Origin of the sequence: Microbacterium sp. C7(2022), from assembly GCF_028823665.1 — a bacterium.
Classification (GTDB): domain Bacteria; phylum Actinomycetota; class Actinomycetes; order Actinomycetales; family Microbacteriaceae; genus Microbacterium.
Genome location: NZ_JAPEHV010000007.1, coordinates 63,176 through 79,468 on the forward strand (window position 1 = coordinate 63,176; position 16,293 = coordinate 79,468).

General features: G+C 67.7%; 11 protein-coding genes. 8 read left to right on the forward strand and 3 right to left on the reverse strand.

Annotated features, from left to right (window positions below; genetic code table 11):
* Positions 1-88 precede the first annotated feature (88 nt).
* Together ON062_RS12455 and ON062_RS12460 are read right to left on the reverse strand one after the other, a co-directional pair.
* Positions 89-1,324, reverse strand: a complete 1,236-nt coding sequence (locus tag ON062_RS12455) for an acyl-CoA dehydrogenase family protein (RefSeq protein WP_274647477.1) — start codon at positions 1,322-1,324, stop codon at positions 89-91.
* 130 nt (positions 1,325-1,454) lie between these two features.
* On the reverse strand, positions 1,455-2,147 hold the full coding sequence (locus ON062_RS12460) for a TetR family transcriptional regulator (RefSeq protein WP_274647478.1): 693 nt from the start codon (positions 2,145-2,147) through the stop codon (positions 1,455-1,457).
* Positions 2,148-2,319: 172 nt separating this feature from the next.
* Here ON062_RS12460 and sucC point away from each other — a divergent pair, with 172 nt between their 5' ends.
* The 3 genes from sucC to ON062_RS12475 all read left to right on the forward strand — a co-directional run bounded on the left by sucC (position 2,320) and on the right by ON062_RS12475 (position 5,131).
* Positions 2,320-3,483, forward strand: a complete 1,164-nt coding sequence (sucC, locus tag ON062_RS12465) for an ADP-forming succinate--CoA ligase subunit beta (protein WP_274647479.1) — start codon at positions 2,320-2,322, stop codon at positions 3,481-3,483.
* 30 nt (positions 3,484-3,513) lie between these two features.
* Positions 3,514-4,416, forward strand: a complete 903-nt coding sequence (sucD, locus tag ON062_RS12470; protein ID WP_274647480.1) for a succinate--CoA ligase subunit alpha — start codon at positions 3,514-3,516, stop codon at positions 4,414-4,416.
* 274 nt (positions 4,417-4,690) lie between these two features.
* The gene (locus ON062_RS12475; protein WP_274647481.1) at positions 4,691-5,131 is read left to right on the forward strand and encodes a nitroreductase family deazaflavin-dependent oxidoreductase; all 441 of its coding nucleotides are present in this window, start codon (positions 4,691-4,693) and stop codon (positions 5,129-5,131) included.
* Between the two features lie 7 nt (positions 5,132-5,138).
* On the opposite strand, the gene ON062_RS12480 is transcribed toward ON062_RS12475, so the two are convergent.
* Positions 5,139-6,608 (reverse strand): NCS2 family permease, encoded by a 1,470-nt coding sequence (locus tag ON062_RS12480; RefSeq protein ID WP_274647482.1) that lies wholly within the window; start codon positions 6,606-6,608, stop codon positions 5,139-5,141.
* A gap of 49 nt (positions 6,609-6,657) precedes the next feature.
* On the opposite strand from ON062_RS12480, the gene ON062_RS12485 reads away from it, so the two are divergent.
* The 5 genes from ON062_RS12485 to ON062_RS12505 all read left to right on the forward strand — a co-directional run bounded on the left by ON062_RS12485 (position 6,658) and on the right by ON062_RS12505 (position 16,216).
* Positions 6,658-8,055: a DUF6350 family protein gene (locus ON062_RS12485; protein WP_274647483.1), complete on the forward strand. Its 1,398-nt coding sequence runs from the start codon at positions 6,658-6,660 to the stop codon at positions 8,053-8,055.
* A 4-nt stretch (positions 8,056-8,059) separates the two neighbouring features.
* Positions 8,060-8,656 carry a phosphoribosylglycinamide formyltransferase gene (gene purN, locus ON062_RS12490; protein ID WP_274647484.1) on the forward strand — a complete coding sequence of 199 codons (597 nt, stop codon included), beginning with the start codon at positions 8,060-8,062 and terminating at the stop codon, positions 8,654-8,656.
* Between the two features lie 28 nt (positions 8,657-8,684).
* Positions 8,685-10,289, forward strand: a complete 1,605-nt coding sequence (purH, locus tag ON062_RS12495; RefSeq protein WP_274647485.1) for a bifunctional phosphoribosylaminoimidazolecarboxamide formyltransferase/IMP cyclohydrolase — start codon at positions 8,685-8,687, stop codon at positions 10,287-10,289.
* Between the two features lie 76 nt (positions 10,290-10,365).
* Positions 10,366-11,676: an RDD family protein gene (locus ON062_RS12500; protein WP_274647486.1), complete on the forward strand. Its 1,311-nt coding sequence runs from the start codon at positions 10,366-10,368 to the stop codon at positions 11,674-11,676.
* Positions 11,677-11,695: 19 nt separating this feature from the next.
* Positions 11,696-16,216, forward strand: a complete 4,521-nt coding sequence (locus tag ON062_RS12505) for an FtsK/SpoIIIE domain-containing protein (protein WP_274647487.1) — start codon at positions 11,696-11,698, stop codon at positions 16,214-16,216.
* Positions 16,217-16,293 lie beyond the last annotated feature (77 nt).

Here is a 16,293-nt window from a genome sequence, read left to right on the forward strand (position 1 = left end):
AGCGAGCGTACTGCGCGGTGCCTCGTCCGCTCGCAGTCTGGTCAGCGCGTCGGTCGGCGTGTACGCTGACGCGCTCCTCGTGCGGTAGCTACGCGAACGCGCTCATCCCGGTGATGTCGCGCCCGATGAGCAGCGCCTGCACGCTCTCGGTCCCCTCGTACGTGTGGATCGCCTCGATGTCGGTCATGTGCTGCATGACGCGGTATTCGAGAAGGATGCCGTTGCCGCCGAGCAGGTCGCGGGCCGTGGCCGCGATGCGGCGTGCGGTGCGGGTGTTGTGATACTTCGCCAGCGACGCCTGCGTGGGCCGCAGGTTTCCGGATGCTTCGAGGTCAGCCATCCACCGGCAGTACAGCTGCATCGAGGTGAGGTCATCGAGCATCTGGGTGAGTCGTTCCTGCACCATCTGGAACTTCGCGAGCGGCTTGCCGAACTGGATGCGTTCCTTCGCGTACGACAGCGCTGCTTCGTAGCACGCGGTCGCGTGGCCGAGTGCCGACCATGCCACGCCCGAGCGGGTCGAGTACAGCACGGTCGAGGCGTCCTTGAAGCTGCGGGCGCCGGGCAAGAGAGCATCGGCGGGCAGGTGAACCGAGGTCAGTGTGATGTGTGCCTGGTGGATGGCGCGCAGCGAGGCCTTCCCGAGGATCGGTCGGCCGTCATAGCCCGGGGTCTCCTGCGGCACGAGGAAGCACCGAACCGTGTCATGGTCGTCGGCGCCGGGGGAGTCCACGCGCGCCCACACGAAGGTGACGCCACCCGATGACCCGTTGCCGATCCACTTCTTGGCACCGTCCAGCATCCAGGAACCATCATCCTGACGAGCCGCGCGTGTTTCGAGAGAAACCGAGTCCGAACCGTGGTCGGGTTCGGTGAGCGCGAAGGCGGCGAGCACCTCGGCGCGTGCGATGGGTGCGAGGTATTGGGCCTTCTGCTCGTCGCTGCCGAACAGGGCGAGTGTGCGCAGGGCCAGGCCGCCCTGGACGGCGAGGATCGTGCCCATCGAGCCGTCGCCGCGCGAGATCTCCATGTTGATGAGACCGGCGGCGAGTGGTGAGAGGGCAGTGAGTCCTTCGTGCTGGATGCCGTCGGCGAACAGATCGAGTTCGCCCATGCGGCGCGCAAAGGCGAGGTTGTACTCGCCGCGGTCCCAGTATTCGTCGATCTGCGGCACGATCTCGTTCGAGAACGTACGGGCACGCTGCCAGGCGTCGTGTTCGGCCTGTGACAGGTCGGAGAACACCGCGTAGTAGTCGGTGTCGAGGGGAGTGGCGGTGTCGTACGACTCGACCTGCTGACCGGGGACGGGGGTGAACGCGCTCATAGGCGCGAGTCTACCGGAACTGGGTTTCGTCTTCTATGGAACTCAGTATCACGCCTACAGGCTCTACTGCAGTCGGCAAACCGGCCAGCCGGTGTCTTCGCGAACTGGCGATCGAGTGCGACCGGCGCCGTTAGCGTCCGTCGAGCTGCTCGCGCAGCCGGCGCGCCACCTCGGCGGTGGGCATCGTGCGCGGGAAGGCGGCGACCACGAGGTCGTCAGGAGCGCCGGCGTCACCCTCGGCAACGCCGAATCGCCGCATAGCGTCGTCGAGCGCGCGGCGCAGTACCGAGACCGGCACGTGCTGGTCGCCGCGCAGCAACTGCCGAAGCACGTGGTTGTGGATTGCTGTCACCAGAGCCGCGAATCCGACTGCATCAATCGGGTCGAGCCCGGGGAGCGCCGCGCGCAGGTAGTCGTCGAACAACCGCTCGTAGCGCACCACCGTGACGATCTCGCGTTCGCGCAACGCGGGGACGGTGCGCACCACCTGATAGCGGCGGCGAGCCAGATCGGGGTCGGCGGCGAAGTGCTGATACACACGCAGCGACGCATCGCGCACGGCCAGCCATGGATTGGCGTGAGTCTCGGAGAGAAACCCTCGCAGGTGCTCGAGCACGACCTCGTGATCGGCGAAGATCACGTCGTCCTTGCCGCCGAACTGGCGGAAGAATGTCGACCGCGAGACTCCGGCGGCCTGCGCGATCTGCTCGACGGAGGTCTGGTCGAAGCCCTGCGCCGAGAACAGCTCGAGGGCTGCCTCCACAACCGCGGTGCGGGTGTCGGCGGGCGCCGGGATGGCAGGGATCGCCGCGGTGTCACTCATGGAGTGAGCCTACAACTCCGCTTTCTCGCCGGGCCCGTCCGAGGTGATCCCTGCGTGCTGTCGTTCGGAGCCGAGAAAATGCGGTAGTAGGCTGGAACGCGGTCGAGATTTCTCTCGACGTCAAGACGTTTTTCGTCATTCCACCACAACGCCCCCAGCGAAGGATTGCACTGTGGATCTGTACGAGTACCAGGCCCGTGACCTTTTTGAGAAGTACGAGGTGCCGGTTCTCGCCGGTATCGTCGCCGATACGCCGGAGGAGGTGCGGGCCGCAGCCGAGAAGATCGGCGGAGTCGTCGTCGTCAAGGCGCAGGTGAAGACCGGTGGCCGCGGCAAGGCCGGCGGCGTCAAGGTCGCCAAGACCCCCGATGAGGCGTACGAGGCGGCACAGGCCATCCTCGGCCTCGACATCAAGGGTCACGTTGTCAAGCGCGTCATGGTCGCGCAGGGTGCACGCATCGACAAGGAGTACTACTTCTCGGTGCTGCTCGACCGCGCCAACCGTTCATACCTGAGCCTGTGCTCGGTCGAAGGTGGCATGGAGATCGAAGAGCTCGCCGTCGAGCGCCCCGAGGCACTCGCCCGCATTGACGTCAACCCGGGTTCGGGCATCGACAAGGCGAAGGCCGTCGAGATCGCCGAAGCGGCCGGTTTCTCGGCCGACCTGGTCGACAAGGTCAGCGACGTGTTCGTCAAGCTCTACAACGTGTACAAGGGGGAGGACGCGACGCTCGTCGAGGTCAACCCGCTCGTGCTTACCGAAGAGGGTGACGTGATCGCCCTCGACGGCAAGGTCTCGCTCGACGAGAACGCCGACTTCCGTCACGCAGGTCACGCGCTCCTCGAAGACAAGGACGCCGCCGACCCGCTCGAGGCGAAGGCCAAGGCCAACGACCTCAACTACGTGAAGCTCGACGGTGAGGTCGGCGTGATCGGCAACGGCGCGGGTCTGGTCATGTCGACCCTCGACGTCGTCGCCTACGCTGGTGAGAACCACGGTGGCGTGAAGCCCGCCAACTTCCTCGACATCGGTGGTGGCGCCTCGGCAGAGGTCATGGCCGCGGGCCTGGATGTCATCCTGGGTGACCCGCAGGTCAAGAGCGTCTTCGTCAACGTGTTCGGCGGCATCACCGCGTGCGACGCGGTGGCCAAGGGCATCGTCGGCGCACTCGCCGAGCTCGGCTCGTCGGCGTCGAAGCCGCTCGTCGTCCGCCTCGACGGCAACAAGGTGGAGGAGGGCCGCGCCATCCTGCGCGACGCCAACCACCCGCTCGTCACCCTCGCCGAGACCATGGACTCGGGCGCCGACAAGGCCGCCGAACTGGCCAACGCCTGATCGCCCGCGAAAGACAAGGACTGAACAGAAATGTCGATCTTCCTCAACAAGGACTCGAAGGTCATCGTCCAGGGCATCACCGGCGGTGAAGGCACGAAGCACACCGCTCTCATGCTCAAGGCCGGCACCCAGGTCGTCGGTGGCGTGAACGCTCGCAAGGCCGGCACCACGGTGCTGCACACCGACAAGGACGGCAACCCCGTCGAACTGCCCGTGTTCGCCTCGGTCGCCGAGGCGATGGCTGCGACCGGCGCCGACGTGTCGATCGCGTTCGTGCCGCCGGCCTTCACCAAGGACGCCATGGTCGAGGCCATCGACGCCGAGATCCCGCTGCTGGTCGTCATCACCGAGGGCGTCCCCGTCGGTGACACCGCCGAGGCATGGGCTCACGCTCAGGCCAAGGGCAACACCACCCGCATCATCGGACCGAACTGCCCCGGCATCATCACGCCCGGCGAGTCGCTGGTCGGCATTACGCCCGCCAACATCACGGGCAAGGGCCCGATCGGCCTCGTGTCGAAGTCGGGAACCCTGACCTACCAGATGATGTACGAGCTTCGCGAGATCGGTTTTTCGACCGCCATCGGCATCGGCGGCGACCCGATCATCGGTACGACGCACATCGACGCGCTCGCCGCGTTCGAGGCTGACCCCGAGACTAAGGCGATCGTCATGATCGGTGAGATCGGTGGCGACGCCGAAGAGCGCGCGGCTGACTTCATCAAGGCGAACGTCACCAAGCCGGTCGTCGGCTACGTGGCCGGCTTCACCGCCCCCGAGGGCAAGACCATGGGCCACGCTGGCGCCATCGTCTCGGGTTCGGCGGGCACCGCTCAGGCCAAGAAGGAGGCCCTCGAGGCCGCCGGCGTGAAGGTGGGCAAGACGCCCTCCGAGACCGCGGACCTGATGCGCGAAATCATCGCCGGTCTGTAGACCTGCACGAAAACGAGGGGTGGATGCCGCGGCATCCACCCCTCGTCATTTTCGCCGCCCGCTTCACGGGCTGCGAGGCGAGCCCCTCCGGCGCTGAGGCACACCCCTCCGGCGCTGAGACACACTCCGTGCGCTGAGACACGCCGCCCCCCGCCGTGTCTCAGCGCACGCGCTGTGTCTCGCGATCGGCGCCGGCACTGACCGGTGTGTCTCAGCGCACGCGCTGTGTCTCGCGATCGGCCTCGGCCCCGCCGAGCGCCGGTATCGTGAAGCCATGCCATTGACCGGAGAGTACAAGCCGTCCACGTCGGAATGGGCCCGCACCCAGGCCGAGAAGTTCGAAGCCTCGGGCGGAACCGAGGCGAACACCCTGCGGGGCGTCCCCATCATCGTGCTCACCACGGTCGGGGCGAAGACCGGCGCGCTGCGCAAGACTGCGCTGATGCGCGTCGAGCACGAGGGGCGCTACCTTGTCGTGGCGTCGAAGGGCGGCAGCCCCGACGAGCCCGCGTGGGGAGCCAACATTCGCAAGCACCCGCACGTCGAGCTTCAGGACGGCGCCGATAAGCGCGACTACGACGCACGCCTGCTCTCGGGCGAAGAGCGCGCCCTGTGGTGGGAGCGCGCGGCCGAGGTCTGGCCCGATTACAACGAGTACCAGACGAAGACCGACCGCGAGATCGCGCTCTTCCTGCTCGAACCGCGCGAAGCCTGACGCGGCGTCAGATCACCCCGAGCCACTGCTCGATGGGCCCGCGGGCGAAGTAGATCACGAAGCCGGCGGCGACCACCCACAGCAATGCGCTGATGCCCTTCGCCTTGCCGGAGAGGCTGCGCAGGACCACCCACGAGATGAACCCGGCGCCGATGCCGTTCGCGATCGAATAGGTGAAGGGCATCACGGTGATGGTCAAGAACACCGGGATCATCACCGTCAGCTCGGTGAGGTCGACGTGACGGATCTGACCCATCATCATGGCGCCCACGAGCACCAGGGCTGCCGCGGCGATCTCTGAGGGGACGATCGCGGTTAACGGTGTGAGGAACATCGCCAGCAAGAACAGCGCTCCGGTGATGAGGCTGGCAAGCCCTGTGCGCGCACCCTCGCCGATGCCGGTGCCCGACTCGATGAAGACCGTGTTCGAGCTGGCCGAGGTCGCGCCACCCGCGACGGCTCCGACGCCCTCGACGATGAGTGCGGCGCGCAGACGAGGGAAGTCGCCGCGCTCGTTGGCGAGACCCGCTTCGCGCGAGAGGCCCGTGAAGGTGCCCATCGCGTCGAAGAAGTTCGTGAACAGGATCGTGAACACGAGCATCGTCGCCGCGATACCGCCGATACGGGTGAATGCCCCGATGATGTCGAACTGCCCCACCAGGCTGAGATCGGGCAGCGACACGAGCTGCGCGGGCAGTTCGGGGACCGTGAGCCCCCATCCGCCAGTGTTGATCGAACCGTCGTCGCCGAACTTGGGGCCGATGTTCCAGATCGCTTCGATGATGACCGAGAGGATCGTGCCGGTGGCCAGCCCGATCAGCAGGGCACCGCGAATCTTGAGCGCCAGCAGGACGCCCGCCAGCAGCAGGGTGACCACGAACATCAGCGTCGGGATGGTCGCGACCGAGCCGTCGATACCGAGGCCCACCGGCGGCGACGCCAGGCCGGTCGAGGTGACGAACCCGGCATCCACGAATCCGATGAAAGCGATGAAGAGGCCGATGCCGACCGTGATCGCGGTCTTCAGTTCGATCGGCACCGCGTTGAAGATCAGCGTGCGCAGCCCGGTTGCCGCCAGCAGCACGATCAGTAGGCCGTTGACGACGACAAGCCCCATCGCCTCGGGCCATGTCACCTGGCCGACGACCGAGACGGCGAGGAACGAGTTGATGCCGAGGCCGGCGGCGAACGCGAACGGGAGTCGGGCGATCAGCGAGAACAGGATCGTCATGGCACCCGCGGTGAGCGCAGTGACGGCGGCGACCTGCGTGAACTCGAGGGTATTGCCGTCGACATCGACACCGCCCGACAGGATGATCGGGTTCAGCACGACGATGTAGGCCATCGCCACGAAGGTGACGACGCCGCCGCGCACCTCGCGGGAGGTATTCGACCCGCGCGCGGAGATCTCGAAGAATCTGTCGATGCGGTTGCGCGGTTGTGTGCTCTCGGCCGTGGGCGACGCGGGTGTGCTCATGGGTGACCTCCGGGGAAGACGATATCGGCACAGGTAGTCTCGATGGCGCATGAATCGCCTCATCGTCCTTCTCCTCGCCGCAATCGACGCCTTCGTTTCGGTGGCCGTCGGCATTGCGGTGATCGTGGCACCCCTCACGCTGCTGTGGGTGCTCGCCCTGCCCGGTGCCGACTGGTCGGCGCTGTGGCCGGCGACCGGAACGATCTGGCAGTTCGGGATGCTCGTACCCGTGGCGATCGATTTGCCGGTCGAATACATCGTCTCGCTCGGCATCGATCCGGCCGCGGCGCAGTTCACACTGTCCCTCGCCCCCCTCGCGTTCGCCGTCTTTGCGGGCATCTTCGGCGCGCGCTCGGGCATGCGCGCGTCGCAGGCAGGGGCGTGGATCACCGGTGTCGTCTCGGGCACCGTCGTCGTCGCTGCGCTCGCCACGCTCGTGGCGCTTTCGAGCGGCAACCCGGTCGGGAGTGTCAGCACGTGGCAGGCGGTGGCGTTCCCGACACTGTTGTACGCGGTGCCTGCCGCGGGTGCGGCCGTGGTGCTCGAGTGGCGTGACGCCGAGGGTGGTGTGATCGCTGACCTGCGGGATCGGATGCAGCGCCTGGGCGATGACTGGGGCGACGTCGTCCCGCTCGCCGCGCGCGGAACAGCGATCGTTCTCATCGGGATGCTGGGCGCCGGCGCGCTTCTTGTCACCGCCATGCTGGTGCTCGGCCTCGGTGACATGGTCGCGCTCTATCAGGCCGCCAACGTCGATGCGCTCGGCGCCATTGTGCTCACACTCGCGCAGGGGGCATACCTACCGACGTTGATCGTCTGGGGTGCGGCGTTCATCGCAGGCCCCGGTTTCTCTCTCGGCGCGGGCACCGTGGTGTCGGCAGCGGGATCGTCGGCGGGCATCGTCCCCGGCATCCCGATCCTCGCAGTCATCCCGGATGACGTGAACCCGTGGTGGCTGGCGCTCGTTCTTATCCCGGTCGCGCTCGGTGCTTCGGCCGGCTGGATCGCTCGGTCGCAGCTTGTGGCAGCCCGTACGAGGCGGCGAGCCGAGGGTTTCGCCGCGGTGCCGCGAGACATCGAGCACGAGCCGATGGCCGCGCGTGCAGTGATTGCGGTGAGCATCTCGGTGCTGAGCGCCGCGGCCGCGGGCCTCTTCGCATGGTTCGCCTCGGGCAGTATCGGGCCGGGCCGGCTCGAGATGCTGGGGCCGCAGCCCGGTCACGTCGCGCTCGCCATCGGGGTCGAGGTGGCGGTCGGTGCGAGCATCATGCTGCTCTCGCCGCGCGGTGAGGCCGAGGTCGACGAGCTGCCGCGACGGGCCACCTCGCAGCCGCAGGAGACCGCCGCACAGCCGCACACGACGGGCGCGCAATCGCAGACTGCGAGCGTGTCAGCAGAGCGCGCCCCGGCCGGGACCGATGACCAGATGACCGCGCCACTAGACTGAACGAGTGCTGAAGGTCGTCGTTCTCATCTCGGGCACCGGATCGAATCTGCGTGCCCTCCTCGACGAAGCATCGGCCCCCGATTTTCCGGCTCAGGTGATCGCCGTCGGCGCAGACCGCGAAGCAGCCGGCTTCGGTCACGCCGAGGCATACGGCATCCCGACCTTCCTGGTGCCGTGGGAGCAGTTCGACTCTCGCGAAGCGTGGGGGGAGGAACTCGCGGCGCAACTGGACGTGTGGCAGCCCGACCTGGTCGTGCTGAGCGGTCTGATGCGCCTGCTTCCCGCCGGACTCGTTGACCGATGGGCGCCGCACATCATCAACACGCACCCCGCCTACCTGCCCGAGTTCCCCGGGGCGCACGGCGTGCGCGACGCCCTGGCTGCGGGCGCTGCGCAGACCGGCGCCAGCGTGATCGTCGTCGACAACGGTGTGGACTCCGGACCGATCCTCGCCCAGGAGCGCGTGCCCGTGCTCGACGGTGACGACGAGAACCGCCTGCACGAACGCATCAAGCCCGTCGAGCGGCGCCTGCTGATCGACGTCGTCCGACGTGTGGCGACGGGGGATCTCGACCTCGCCGCCGCATCGACTTCTCTCTGACACCCCAACGATTTCTCGGAGGACCCCCATGGCCGGCCCCAGCCACGACCCCGCCCTGTACCGTCATCGCGACACCGTTCCGGTGCGCCGCGCGCTCGTCTCGGTGAGCGACAAGACCGACCTGCTCGAACTGGCCGCCGCCCTCGCAGGCGCCGGTGTCGAGATCGTTTCGACGGGATCGACCGCGGCGACCATTCGCGACGCCGGTTACGAGGTCACCGACGTCGCGAGCGTCACGGGCTTCCCCGAGTCGCTCGGTGGGCGCGTGAAGACGCTGCACCCGAGCGTGCACGCCGGTCTCTTGGCAGACCTTCGCCTCGAAGACCACGAGAAGCAGCTCGGTGAGCTGGGCATCGAGCCCTTCGAGCTCGTCGTGGTGAACCTGTACCCCTTCGTCGAGACCGTGCGGTCGGGCGCCGAGGGCGACGACGTCGTCGAGCAGATCGACATCGGTGGCCCCGCGATGGTGCGCGCGTCAGCGAAGAACTTCGCCAACGTCGCCATCGTCGTCTCGCCCGCGTCGTACCCGGCGATCATCGAGTCGATCAAGGCCGGCGGCACGTCGCTCACGCAGCGCCGTGACCTCGCAGCGCGCGCCTTCGCCCACACGGCCGAGTACGACCGTGCCGTCTCGACGTGGTTCGCCGAGCAGACCCTCGAGGGCGCCGGCCTGCCCCAGCACCTCACGATTCGCGCCGAGCGGCTGAACACGCTGCGCTACGGCGAGAACTCGCACCAGCGCGCGGCGATCTACACGCGTGCCGGCGGTCACGGTATCGCCCAGGCCACGCAGTTGCAGGGCAAGGACATGTCGTACAACAACTACGTCGACGCCGATGCCGCCCTGCGCGCCGCGTTCGACATGGTCAAGCCGGCGGTCGCGATCATCAAGCATGCGAACCCCTGCGGAATTGCTGTCTCGGCACCCAACGCGCTCGACGAGATCGCAAGCGCCCACCTGCGGGCGCACGAGTGTGACCCGGTGTCGGCGTTCGGCGGTGTGATCGCGGCGAACCGCACAGTGACGCTCAAGATGGCGGAGAACCTTCGCGACATCTTCACCGAGGTCATCGTTGCGCCTGACTTCGAGCCCGAGGCCCTCGAGGTGTTCAAGCTCAAGAAGAACCTGCGCGTGCTGAAGCTCCCCAACGACTGGCAACAGGAGCGCATGGACGTGCGCCTTGTCTCGGGTGGTCTGCTGCTGCAGGATGCCGACCGGTTCCCCGACGACATCGAGTCGGTCGCGAAGGACTGGCAGCTCGTCTCAGGTGAGCGTCCCGCCGACGACGACATGACGAACCTCATCTTCGCGTGGAAGGCCTGCCGCGCGGTCAAGTCCAACGCGATCGTGCTCGCGCAGGGGTCGGCCACGGTCGGCATCGGCATGGGCCAGGTCAACCGCGTCGATTCGTGCCGCCTCGCCGTCGAGCGGGCCGGCGATCGCGCGGCCGGTTCGGTTGCGGCATCCGACGCGTTCTTCCCCTTCGCCGATGGACCCCAGGTGTTGTTGGATGCCGGAATCAAGGCGATCATCCAGCCCGGCGGATCGGTGCGAGACGAAGAAGTGATCGCCGCGGCACGCGCCGCCGGGGTCACCATGTTCTTCACCGGAGAGCGTCACTTCTTCCACTGATACCCCAGGACAGCGTGTGATTCCCCGGGCGAAAGCCCGGGTAGGGTCGATCCGGGACGATCGCGAGGAGGATGCGGTGATCTGGGAAATCGACGACCGGGCGCCCACCGTCGAAGGGCTCGACGCGAATGGCCGCGCGATCCCGGCGTACGCGGCATCGCTTGGTCTGGTGCCGGCGCCTTTCGGGCGGCGCGCCGCGGCGACCACGATCGAAGTGCTGATCGTGCTCGTGCTGCTACTGCCGCTGTATGTCGGCGCCCTGCCGATCACGCTGTCGTCCATCGATCCCGTCTCGGGCGCGGTGGATCTGTCCGGCTCGGACCTCGTGTGGGTCCTGGTACTCGGTGGCGCGTCGTGGCTGTTGGTGACCGTGTTCATCATCGTCCAGATGGCGCTGCACGGGCGCAAGGGTGTCACCGCCGGGAAGGCGATGTTCGGCATCCGCTCGGTGAACGTCCGCACGCTCGAACGCCCCGGCTTCTGGCGCGGCGCGGTGGTTCGCTACCTCGTGATGTCGGTGAGTTTCTGGATTCCGCTGTTCGGGCCGCTGCTCGTGATCGCCCTGTCGCCGTTTTTCGACACGGAGCGTCGCGGGCGCAGTTGGGTCGACCACGCCGGCGCGACCTGGCTCGTCGATGTGCGCGACGGACTCAACCCCTACGACGCCAAACGCATGCGCATCGCGCGTAAGACCGCGGCCACCGACCTGCGCGACGAACGCCCGTCGCTGCCCTCGCTGGCCACGCCGGGCGTCGCGGGAATGCCCGCCGGCTATGTGCCCAGCGCTCGCAACAGCGGGGGAGTGATCGGCGCGACCGTGGCCGTCCCGCAGATTCCGGATGCTGCGCCCGCGCCGGCGCGGGAAGTTTCGGTGCCCCTTCATGGTGGCGCCGCTGTCCATGGTGGCGCAGCCACGCCGCCGCCTGCCGCTCCCACCGCGGGCCCGACCAGCGCCGCCGCGCCATCGGCACCCACCCGGCCGGCGTTCTCCGCCCCGGAGGGTGCGGCCGTGGCATCCGGACTCATCTCTTCTGTCCCGGGCGCACAGCGCCGCGAGATCGAGATGTGGATTCAGCTCGACAGTGGCGAGGTCGTCACCGTCGAGGGATCGGGTCTGCTGATTGGGCGCGCGCCCGCGGCCGCCGCCGGTGAGACGGGCATGGGGCTGCTGCCCGTGCAGGACGACGCGAAATCCGTCTCGAAGACTCATCTCGCGCTGGTTCGCACCGGATCAGCGCTCGCCGCCGTAGACCGCGGATCGACCAACGGCAGTGCGATCGTGCGCGCCGGCGACGAGCGTGTGCTGCTCCCGGGCGAGAGCGTCGAACTCGTCGACCGCGACACCGTCCGCTTCGGCGACCGCACCGCCACCGTCCGCATCGGATGACGAACGGAACCCCCACCGCATGAGACTCAAACTGACGCTGCAACGGCCGAACGCCCAGCGCACCGACATCGTCATCACCTCCGACACCACGGCCACCGTGCAAGACGTCGCACGCCGTATCGTCGAAGCCGACCCGGCGCGTGAGTACGTCGTTGCGGCCAATGATGTCGTGACACTCTCGGTCGCCGCGCCCACCGCATCGGCGTTCACGACTCTGGACCCCACTCTGCTGATCAGTGATGCCCCCGTCGGGTCGGGCTTCATCGCGTCGGTGACGAACCTCGGCAGCGACTACATCGCGGGGCATCAGCCCGGCGCCCCCGCCGCCGCCACCCTGACCGCGGTGAGTGGGCCCCTCAACGGCCGCGAGTTCTCGCTGCCCCGGGGCCATTTCACCCTCGGCCGTGAGGCGAGCAACGACATCGTCCTGACCGACCCGCTGATCTCAAAGCGGCACGCCCGCATCGAAGTCGGAACGTCGGTCGAGATCGTCGACCTCAACTCGGCCAACGGAATCGTGGTCGACGGCGGCCGCGTGCAGCGCCTGCGGGTGATCCCCGGTCAGCGTTTCGTGCTCGGCGACACCGAGCTGGTCGTGCGCATGGTCGAGGACTTCGCGCCCGCCGAGCAAGAGCCCGTTCTTGAGCGCGGGGGATCGCTGCTGTTCAACCGCAGTCCGCGCGTCGAACCGCGATACGTCGGCGAAGAGCTACCCGAGCCCCGCATGCCGAAGGATCCGATCACGCGGCTCTTCCCGTGGCCGATGTTGGTCGCGCCGATCATCCTCGGCATCTCGATCTTCGCCATCTCGGGACAGGCACGATCGCTGCTCGTGGTCGCGATGACGCCGCTGATGCTGCTCGGCAACTTCATCTCGCAGCGCACGCAGATGGGGCAGCGTTTGCGTAAGGAAGCGGAGGTCTTCGAGCGCACCTTCGAAGAGCTCGAAGAGACGTTGTACCGCGAACGGCCACGCGAGCGCGAGATCCGCAACGCCGAGGTCGCCCCGGTGGCCGTGGTGTTCGATGAGGCGATGCGGCTCGGGCCCATGCTGTGGACCCGGCGGCCCGAACACTGGAACTTCCTCGCCGTGAGGCTCGGAACATCCGTCGCGCCCTCGCGCACGTCGATCAAGCGCTCCGAGACACCCGAAGCGCTGCCCGAGTACGTTGAGCGCGTCGATCGTCTGCGCGAGCGCTACCGGATGCTCGACGGCGTGCCCGTGCTCGAGTCCCTGCAGTCCGTCGGCGTGATCGGTGTGGCCGGCCCGCGACGTGAGGCGGCGGACGCGTTGCGCGGGCTCAGCGTGCAGCTGTTCGGGCTGCACTCGCCGAACGAACTCGTGGCTGTCGCGCTCACCGAGCCCGGGTGGGCGCAAGAGCTCGAGTGGCTCAAGTGGTTGCCGCACACCACGAGCGAACGCAGCCCGTTCCGCGAAATGCCGCTCGCAGACTCGGCATCCACCGGCGCGGCGCTGCTGTCTGGCCTCGAAGAGCTCGTCATGCGTCGCTCGAAGGCCGCCGCCTCGCCGCGGCTGCCCTTCGACGCCGACTGGGACCCGATGCGGTACGGCACCGACGTGCGCCGCGCGGCGGAGGAGGCCACCTTCCCCGGCCAGACCGCCGTCGTCGTGATCGTCACCGCCGACGCGCCCGTCGACCGCGCACGCCTCACGCAGGTGCTCGAACGCGGCGCCGATGTCGGCGTCTACGGGCTGTTCGTCGCCCCCGTCGTCGACGCGCTCCCCGCCGTCTGCCGAAGCTTCGTCGACGTCACCGCCGGTCTCGAGCGGGCGCACGCCGGCACGGTGCGCAGCGGAGTGTCGTACCCCGAGACAGCGGTCGAAGGCGTGTCGAACGAGCTGATGACGATGCTCGCCAAGCGCCTGGCGCCGGTGGTCGACTCGAGCACGGTCGTCGAAGACTCGTCCGACATTCCGAACTCGGTGATGTTCCTCTCCCTGGTCGGCTCGGAAATGGCATCCGACCCCTCTTTCGTGGTTGACCGGTGGCGTGAGAACAACACGATTCTCGATCGTTCTGGCGCACCGCTACCGCGGTTGAAGAAGGCCGGCACGCTGCGCGCGATCGTCGGTCAGGGCGCGACCGACGCGATGGCGCTCGACCTGCGCACGCAAGGCCCGCACGCGCTGGTGGGTGGCACGACCGGTGCCGGAAAGTCTGAGTTCCTGCAGGCATGGGTGCTCGGGATGGCCGCGGCGCACAGCCCTGATCGCGTCACGTTCCTGTTCGTCGACTACAAGGGCGGGTCGGCCTTCGCTGACTGCGTCGAACTGCCGCACTGCGTGGGCCTGGTCACCGACCTCAGCCCGCACCTCGTGCGTCGCGCGCTGACCAGTCTGCGCGCAGAGCTGCACCACCGCGAGCACCTGTTCAACCGCAAGAAGGCGAAAGACCTCCTCGAACTCGAAAAGCGGCGCGACCCCGAGACACCGCCGGCTCTGGTGCTGGTGATCGACGAGTTCGCCGCGCTCGCCGGTGAGGTGCCCGAGTTCGTCGACGGTGTCGTCGACATCGCCCAGCGTGGTCGCTCCCTCGGCATCCACTTGATCATGGCGACCCAGCGCCCCGCCGGCGTCATCAAAGACAACTTGCGCGCCAACACCAACCTCCGCGTGGCGCTACGCATGGCCGACGAGTCTGACTCGAAGGACGTGGTGGACGATCCGGTCGCTGCGCGCTTCGACCCGGGGATCCCTGGCCGCGGCATCGCGAAAACCGGACCGGGCCGACTCGTGCCGTTCCAATCGGCGTACGCGGGTGGATGGAGCACCGACGAAGTCGCCGCGGCCGACGTCAGCGTGGCTGAGCTTCGTTTCGGGTCGACACAGAAGTGGGAACTTGAAGAAAAAGCAGAATCCGAGTCGCACGACGCTGACCCCGGTCCCAACGATCAGAAGCGTCTCGTCGCGACACTTATCGGGGCCGCTGCCGCCGCGCGAATCCCGGCCCCGCGACGCCCGTGGCTCGACGACCTCGAGACGACCGTCGACCTGCGCGAGCTCTACGCGGGCCGCTCGGGATCGATTCTGCTCGGCAAGCGTGATGTGCCCGAACGACAGATGCAGGAACCGGTGTACTTCGAGCCGGATCGCGACGGATCGATGCTCGTATACGGAACCAGCGGGTCGGGAAAATCGACGGTTCTGCGTACCGTCGCAATCTCGGCGGCACTCGGGCGTCGGGCGGAGAACATCGAGGTGTACGGGCTCGACTTCGGTTCGGGCGCGCTGAAGAGCCTGGAAGTGCTGCCGCACGTCGGATCCATCATTCCCGGCGACGACGCCGAGCGCGTTCAGCGCATTCTCCGTTCGCTCTCCAGCGTGCTCGATGATCGCGGCAAGCGCTTCAGCGCCGCGAACGCATCGAGCGTGGCGGAGTATCGCGAGCTGACCGGGCGAGACGAAGCGCGCATTGTGCTGCTCATCGACGGCCTGCCGCAGTTCCGTTCCGAATGGGAGTCGACAACGGCGCGGATGCCGTTCTACCAAGCGTTCATGCGGGTGCTCGGCGAAGGGCGCCCCCTGGGCGTGCACGTTGTCGCTACTGCCGACCGATCGGGCTCGGTGCCCACCGCGGTGAGCTCGAACGTGTCGCGGCGAGTGATTCTGCGTATGTCGGACGAGAGCGCGTACGGCCTGCTCAACGCGCCGAAGGACGTGCTCGACGAGCACTCCGCACCGGGCCGCGCGATCATCGACGGCTTCGAGACCCAGATCGCGGTACTCGGAGCGACGCCGAACGTGGCCGAACAGACGAAGCTGCTCGGTCAGTGGGCCGAGGAGCTTCGCGCGAAGGGTGCGCGCGAGGTCGCCGAGATCGGCTCTCTGCCCACGCGTCTCGCACTGTCGACGCTGCCCGATCGCATCGGTGAGTTCCCGGTGCTGGGCGTGGCCGAAGACACGCTCGCCGCACGCGACTTCGACCCCGTCGGCACGTTCGTGGTCGCCGGTCCGCCGCTGTCGGGCAAGACCACGGCGATGAAGTCGCTCATCACGTCGATGTCGCGCTTCGATCCCGATGTGAAGTTCTTCCACATGGGCGGACGCCGTGCGCAGTTGAAGGACTTCGCGCCGTGGGTGCGCAGCGCCGTCACCCCGGACGAGGCCAAGGAACTCGCGACGGAGTTGGCGGAGTTGGTGGCCGACGAGACGATCACCGCGCGCATGGTCATCGTCATCGAAGATGTGCCGCAATTCGCGGACTCGCCAGCGGAACGCCCGCTCAAGGCGTTGTTCCAGGCTGTCAACCGCAGTGAGCACCTGTTGATCGGCGATGCCGATGTGAGCCAGGTGACGAGCGGGTTCGGCCTCATCGGAGACTTCAAGGGCGGGCGCAAGGGCATCGTGCTGCGGCCGGATGCGTTCGACGGCGACGCGATCTTCAAAGTGCCGTTCCCGAAGGTCAAGCGCACCGACTTCCCCGAAGGACGCGGGATCTTCGTGCAGGCGGGCCGCGCGGTCACCGTGCAGATGCCACTCGTCGAGGCTGCGGTCTCGGTGGGGCAGCCGTCATCCTGACCCGAGGCGGCGACGCGCGGGGAATTGTCCCCATTGGTGGTTGTGGGCTGGTCGGGTTAGGTTTTTGGTGCTGGCCT

Excerpts from the sequence above, each read along its gene's own strand:
- ON062_RS12455 (WP_274647477.1), bottom strand. The coding sequence starts at position 1,324 with ATGAGCGCGTTCACCCCCGTCCCCGGTCAGCAGGTCGAGTCGTACGAC.
- ON062_RS12460 (WP_274647478.1), bottom strand. The coding sequence starts at position 2,147 with ATGAGTGACACCGCGGCGATCCCTGCCATCCCGGCGCCCGCCGACACC.
- sucD (WP_274647480.1), top strand. The coding sequence starts at position 3,514 with ATGTCGATCTTCCTCAACAAGGACTCGAAGGTCATCGTCCAGGGCATC.
- ON062_RS12475 (WP_274647481.1), top strand. The coding sequence starts at position 4,691 with ATGCCATTGACCGGAGAGTACAAGCCGTCCACGTCGGAATGGGCCCGC.
- ON062_RS12480 (WP_274647482.1), bottom strand. The coding sequence starts at position 6,608 with ATGAGCACACCCGCGTCGCCCACGGCCGAGAGCACACAACCGCGCAAC.
- ON062_RS12485 (WP_274647483.1), top strand. The coding sequence starts at position 6,658 with ATGAATCGCCTCATCGTCCTTCTCCTCGCCGCAATCGACGCCTTCGTT.
- purH (WP_274647485.1), top strand. The coding sequence starts at position 8,685 with ATGGCCGGCCCCAGCCACGACCCCGCCCTGTACCGTCATCGCGACACC.
- ON062_RS12505 (WP_274647487.1), top strand. The coding sequence starts at position 11,696 with ATGAGACTCAAACTGACGCTGCAACGGCCGAACGCCCAGCGCACCGAC.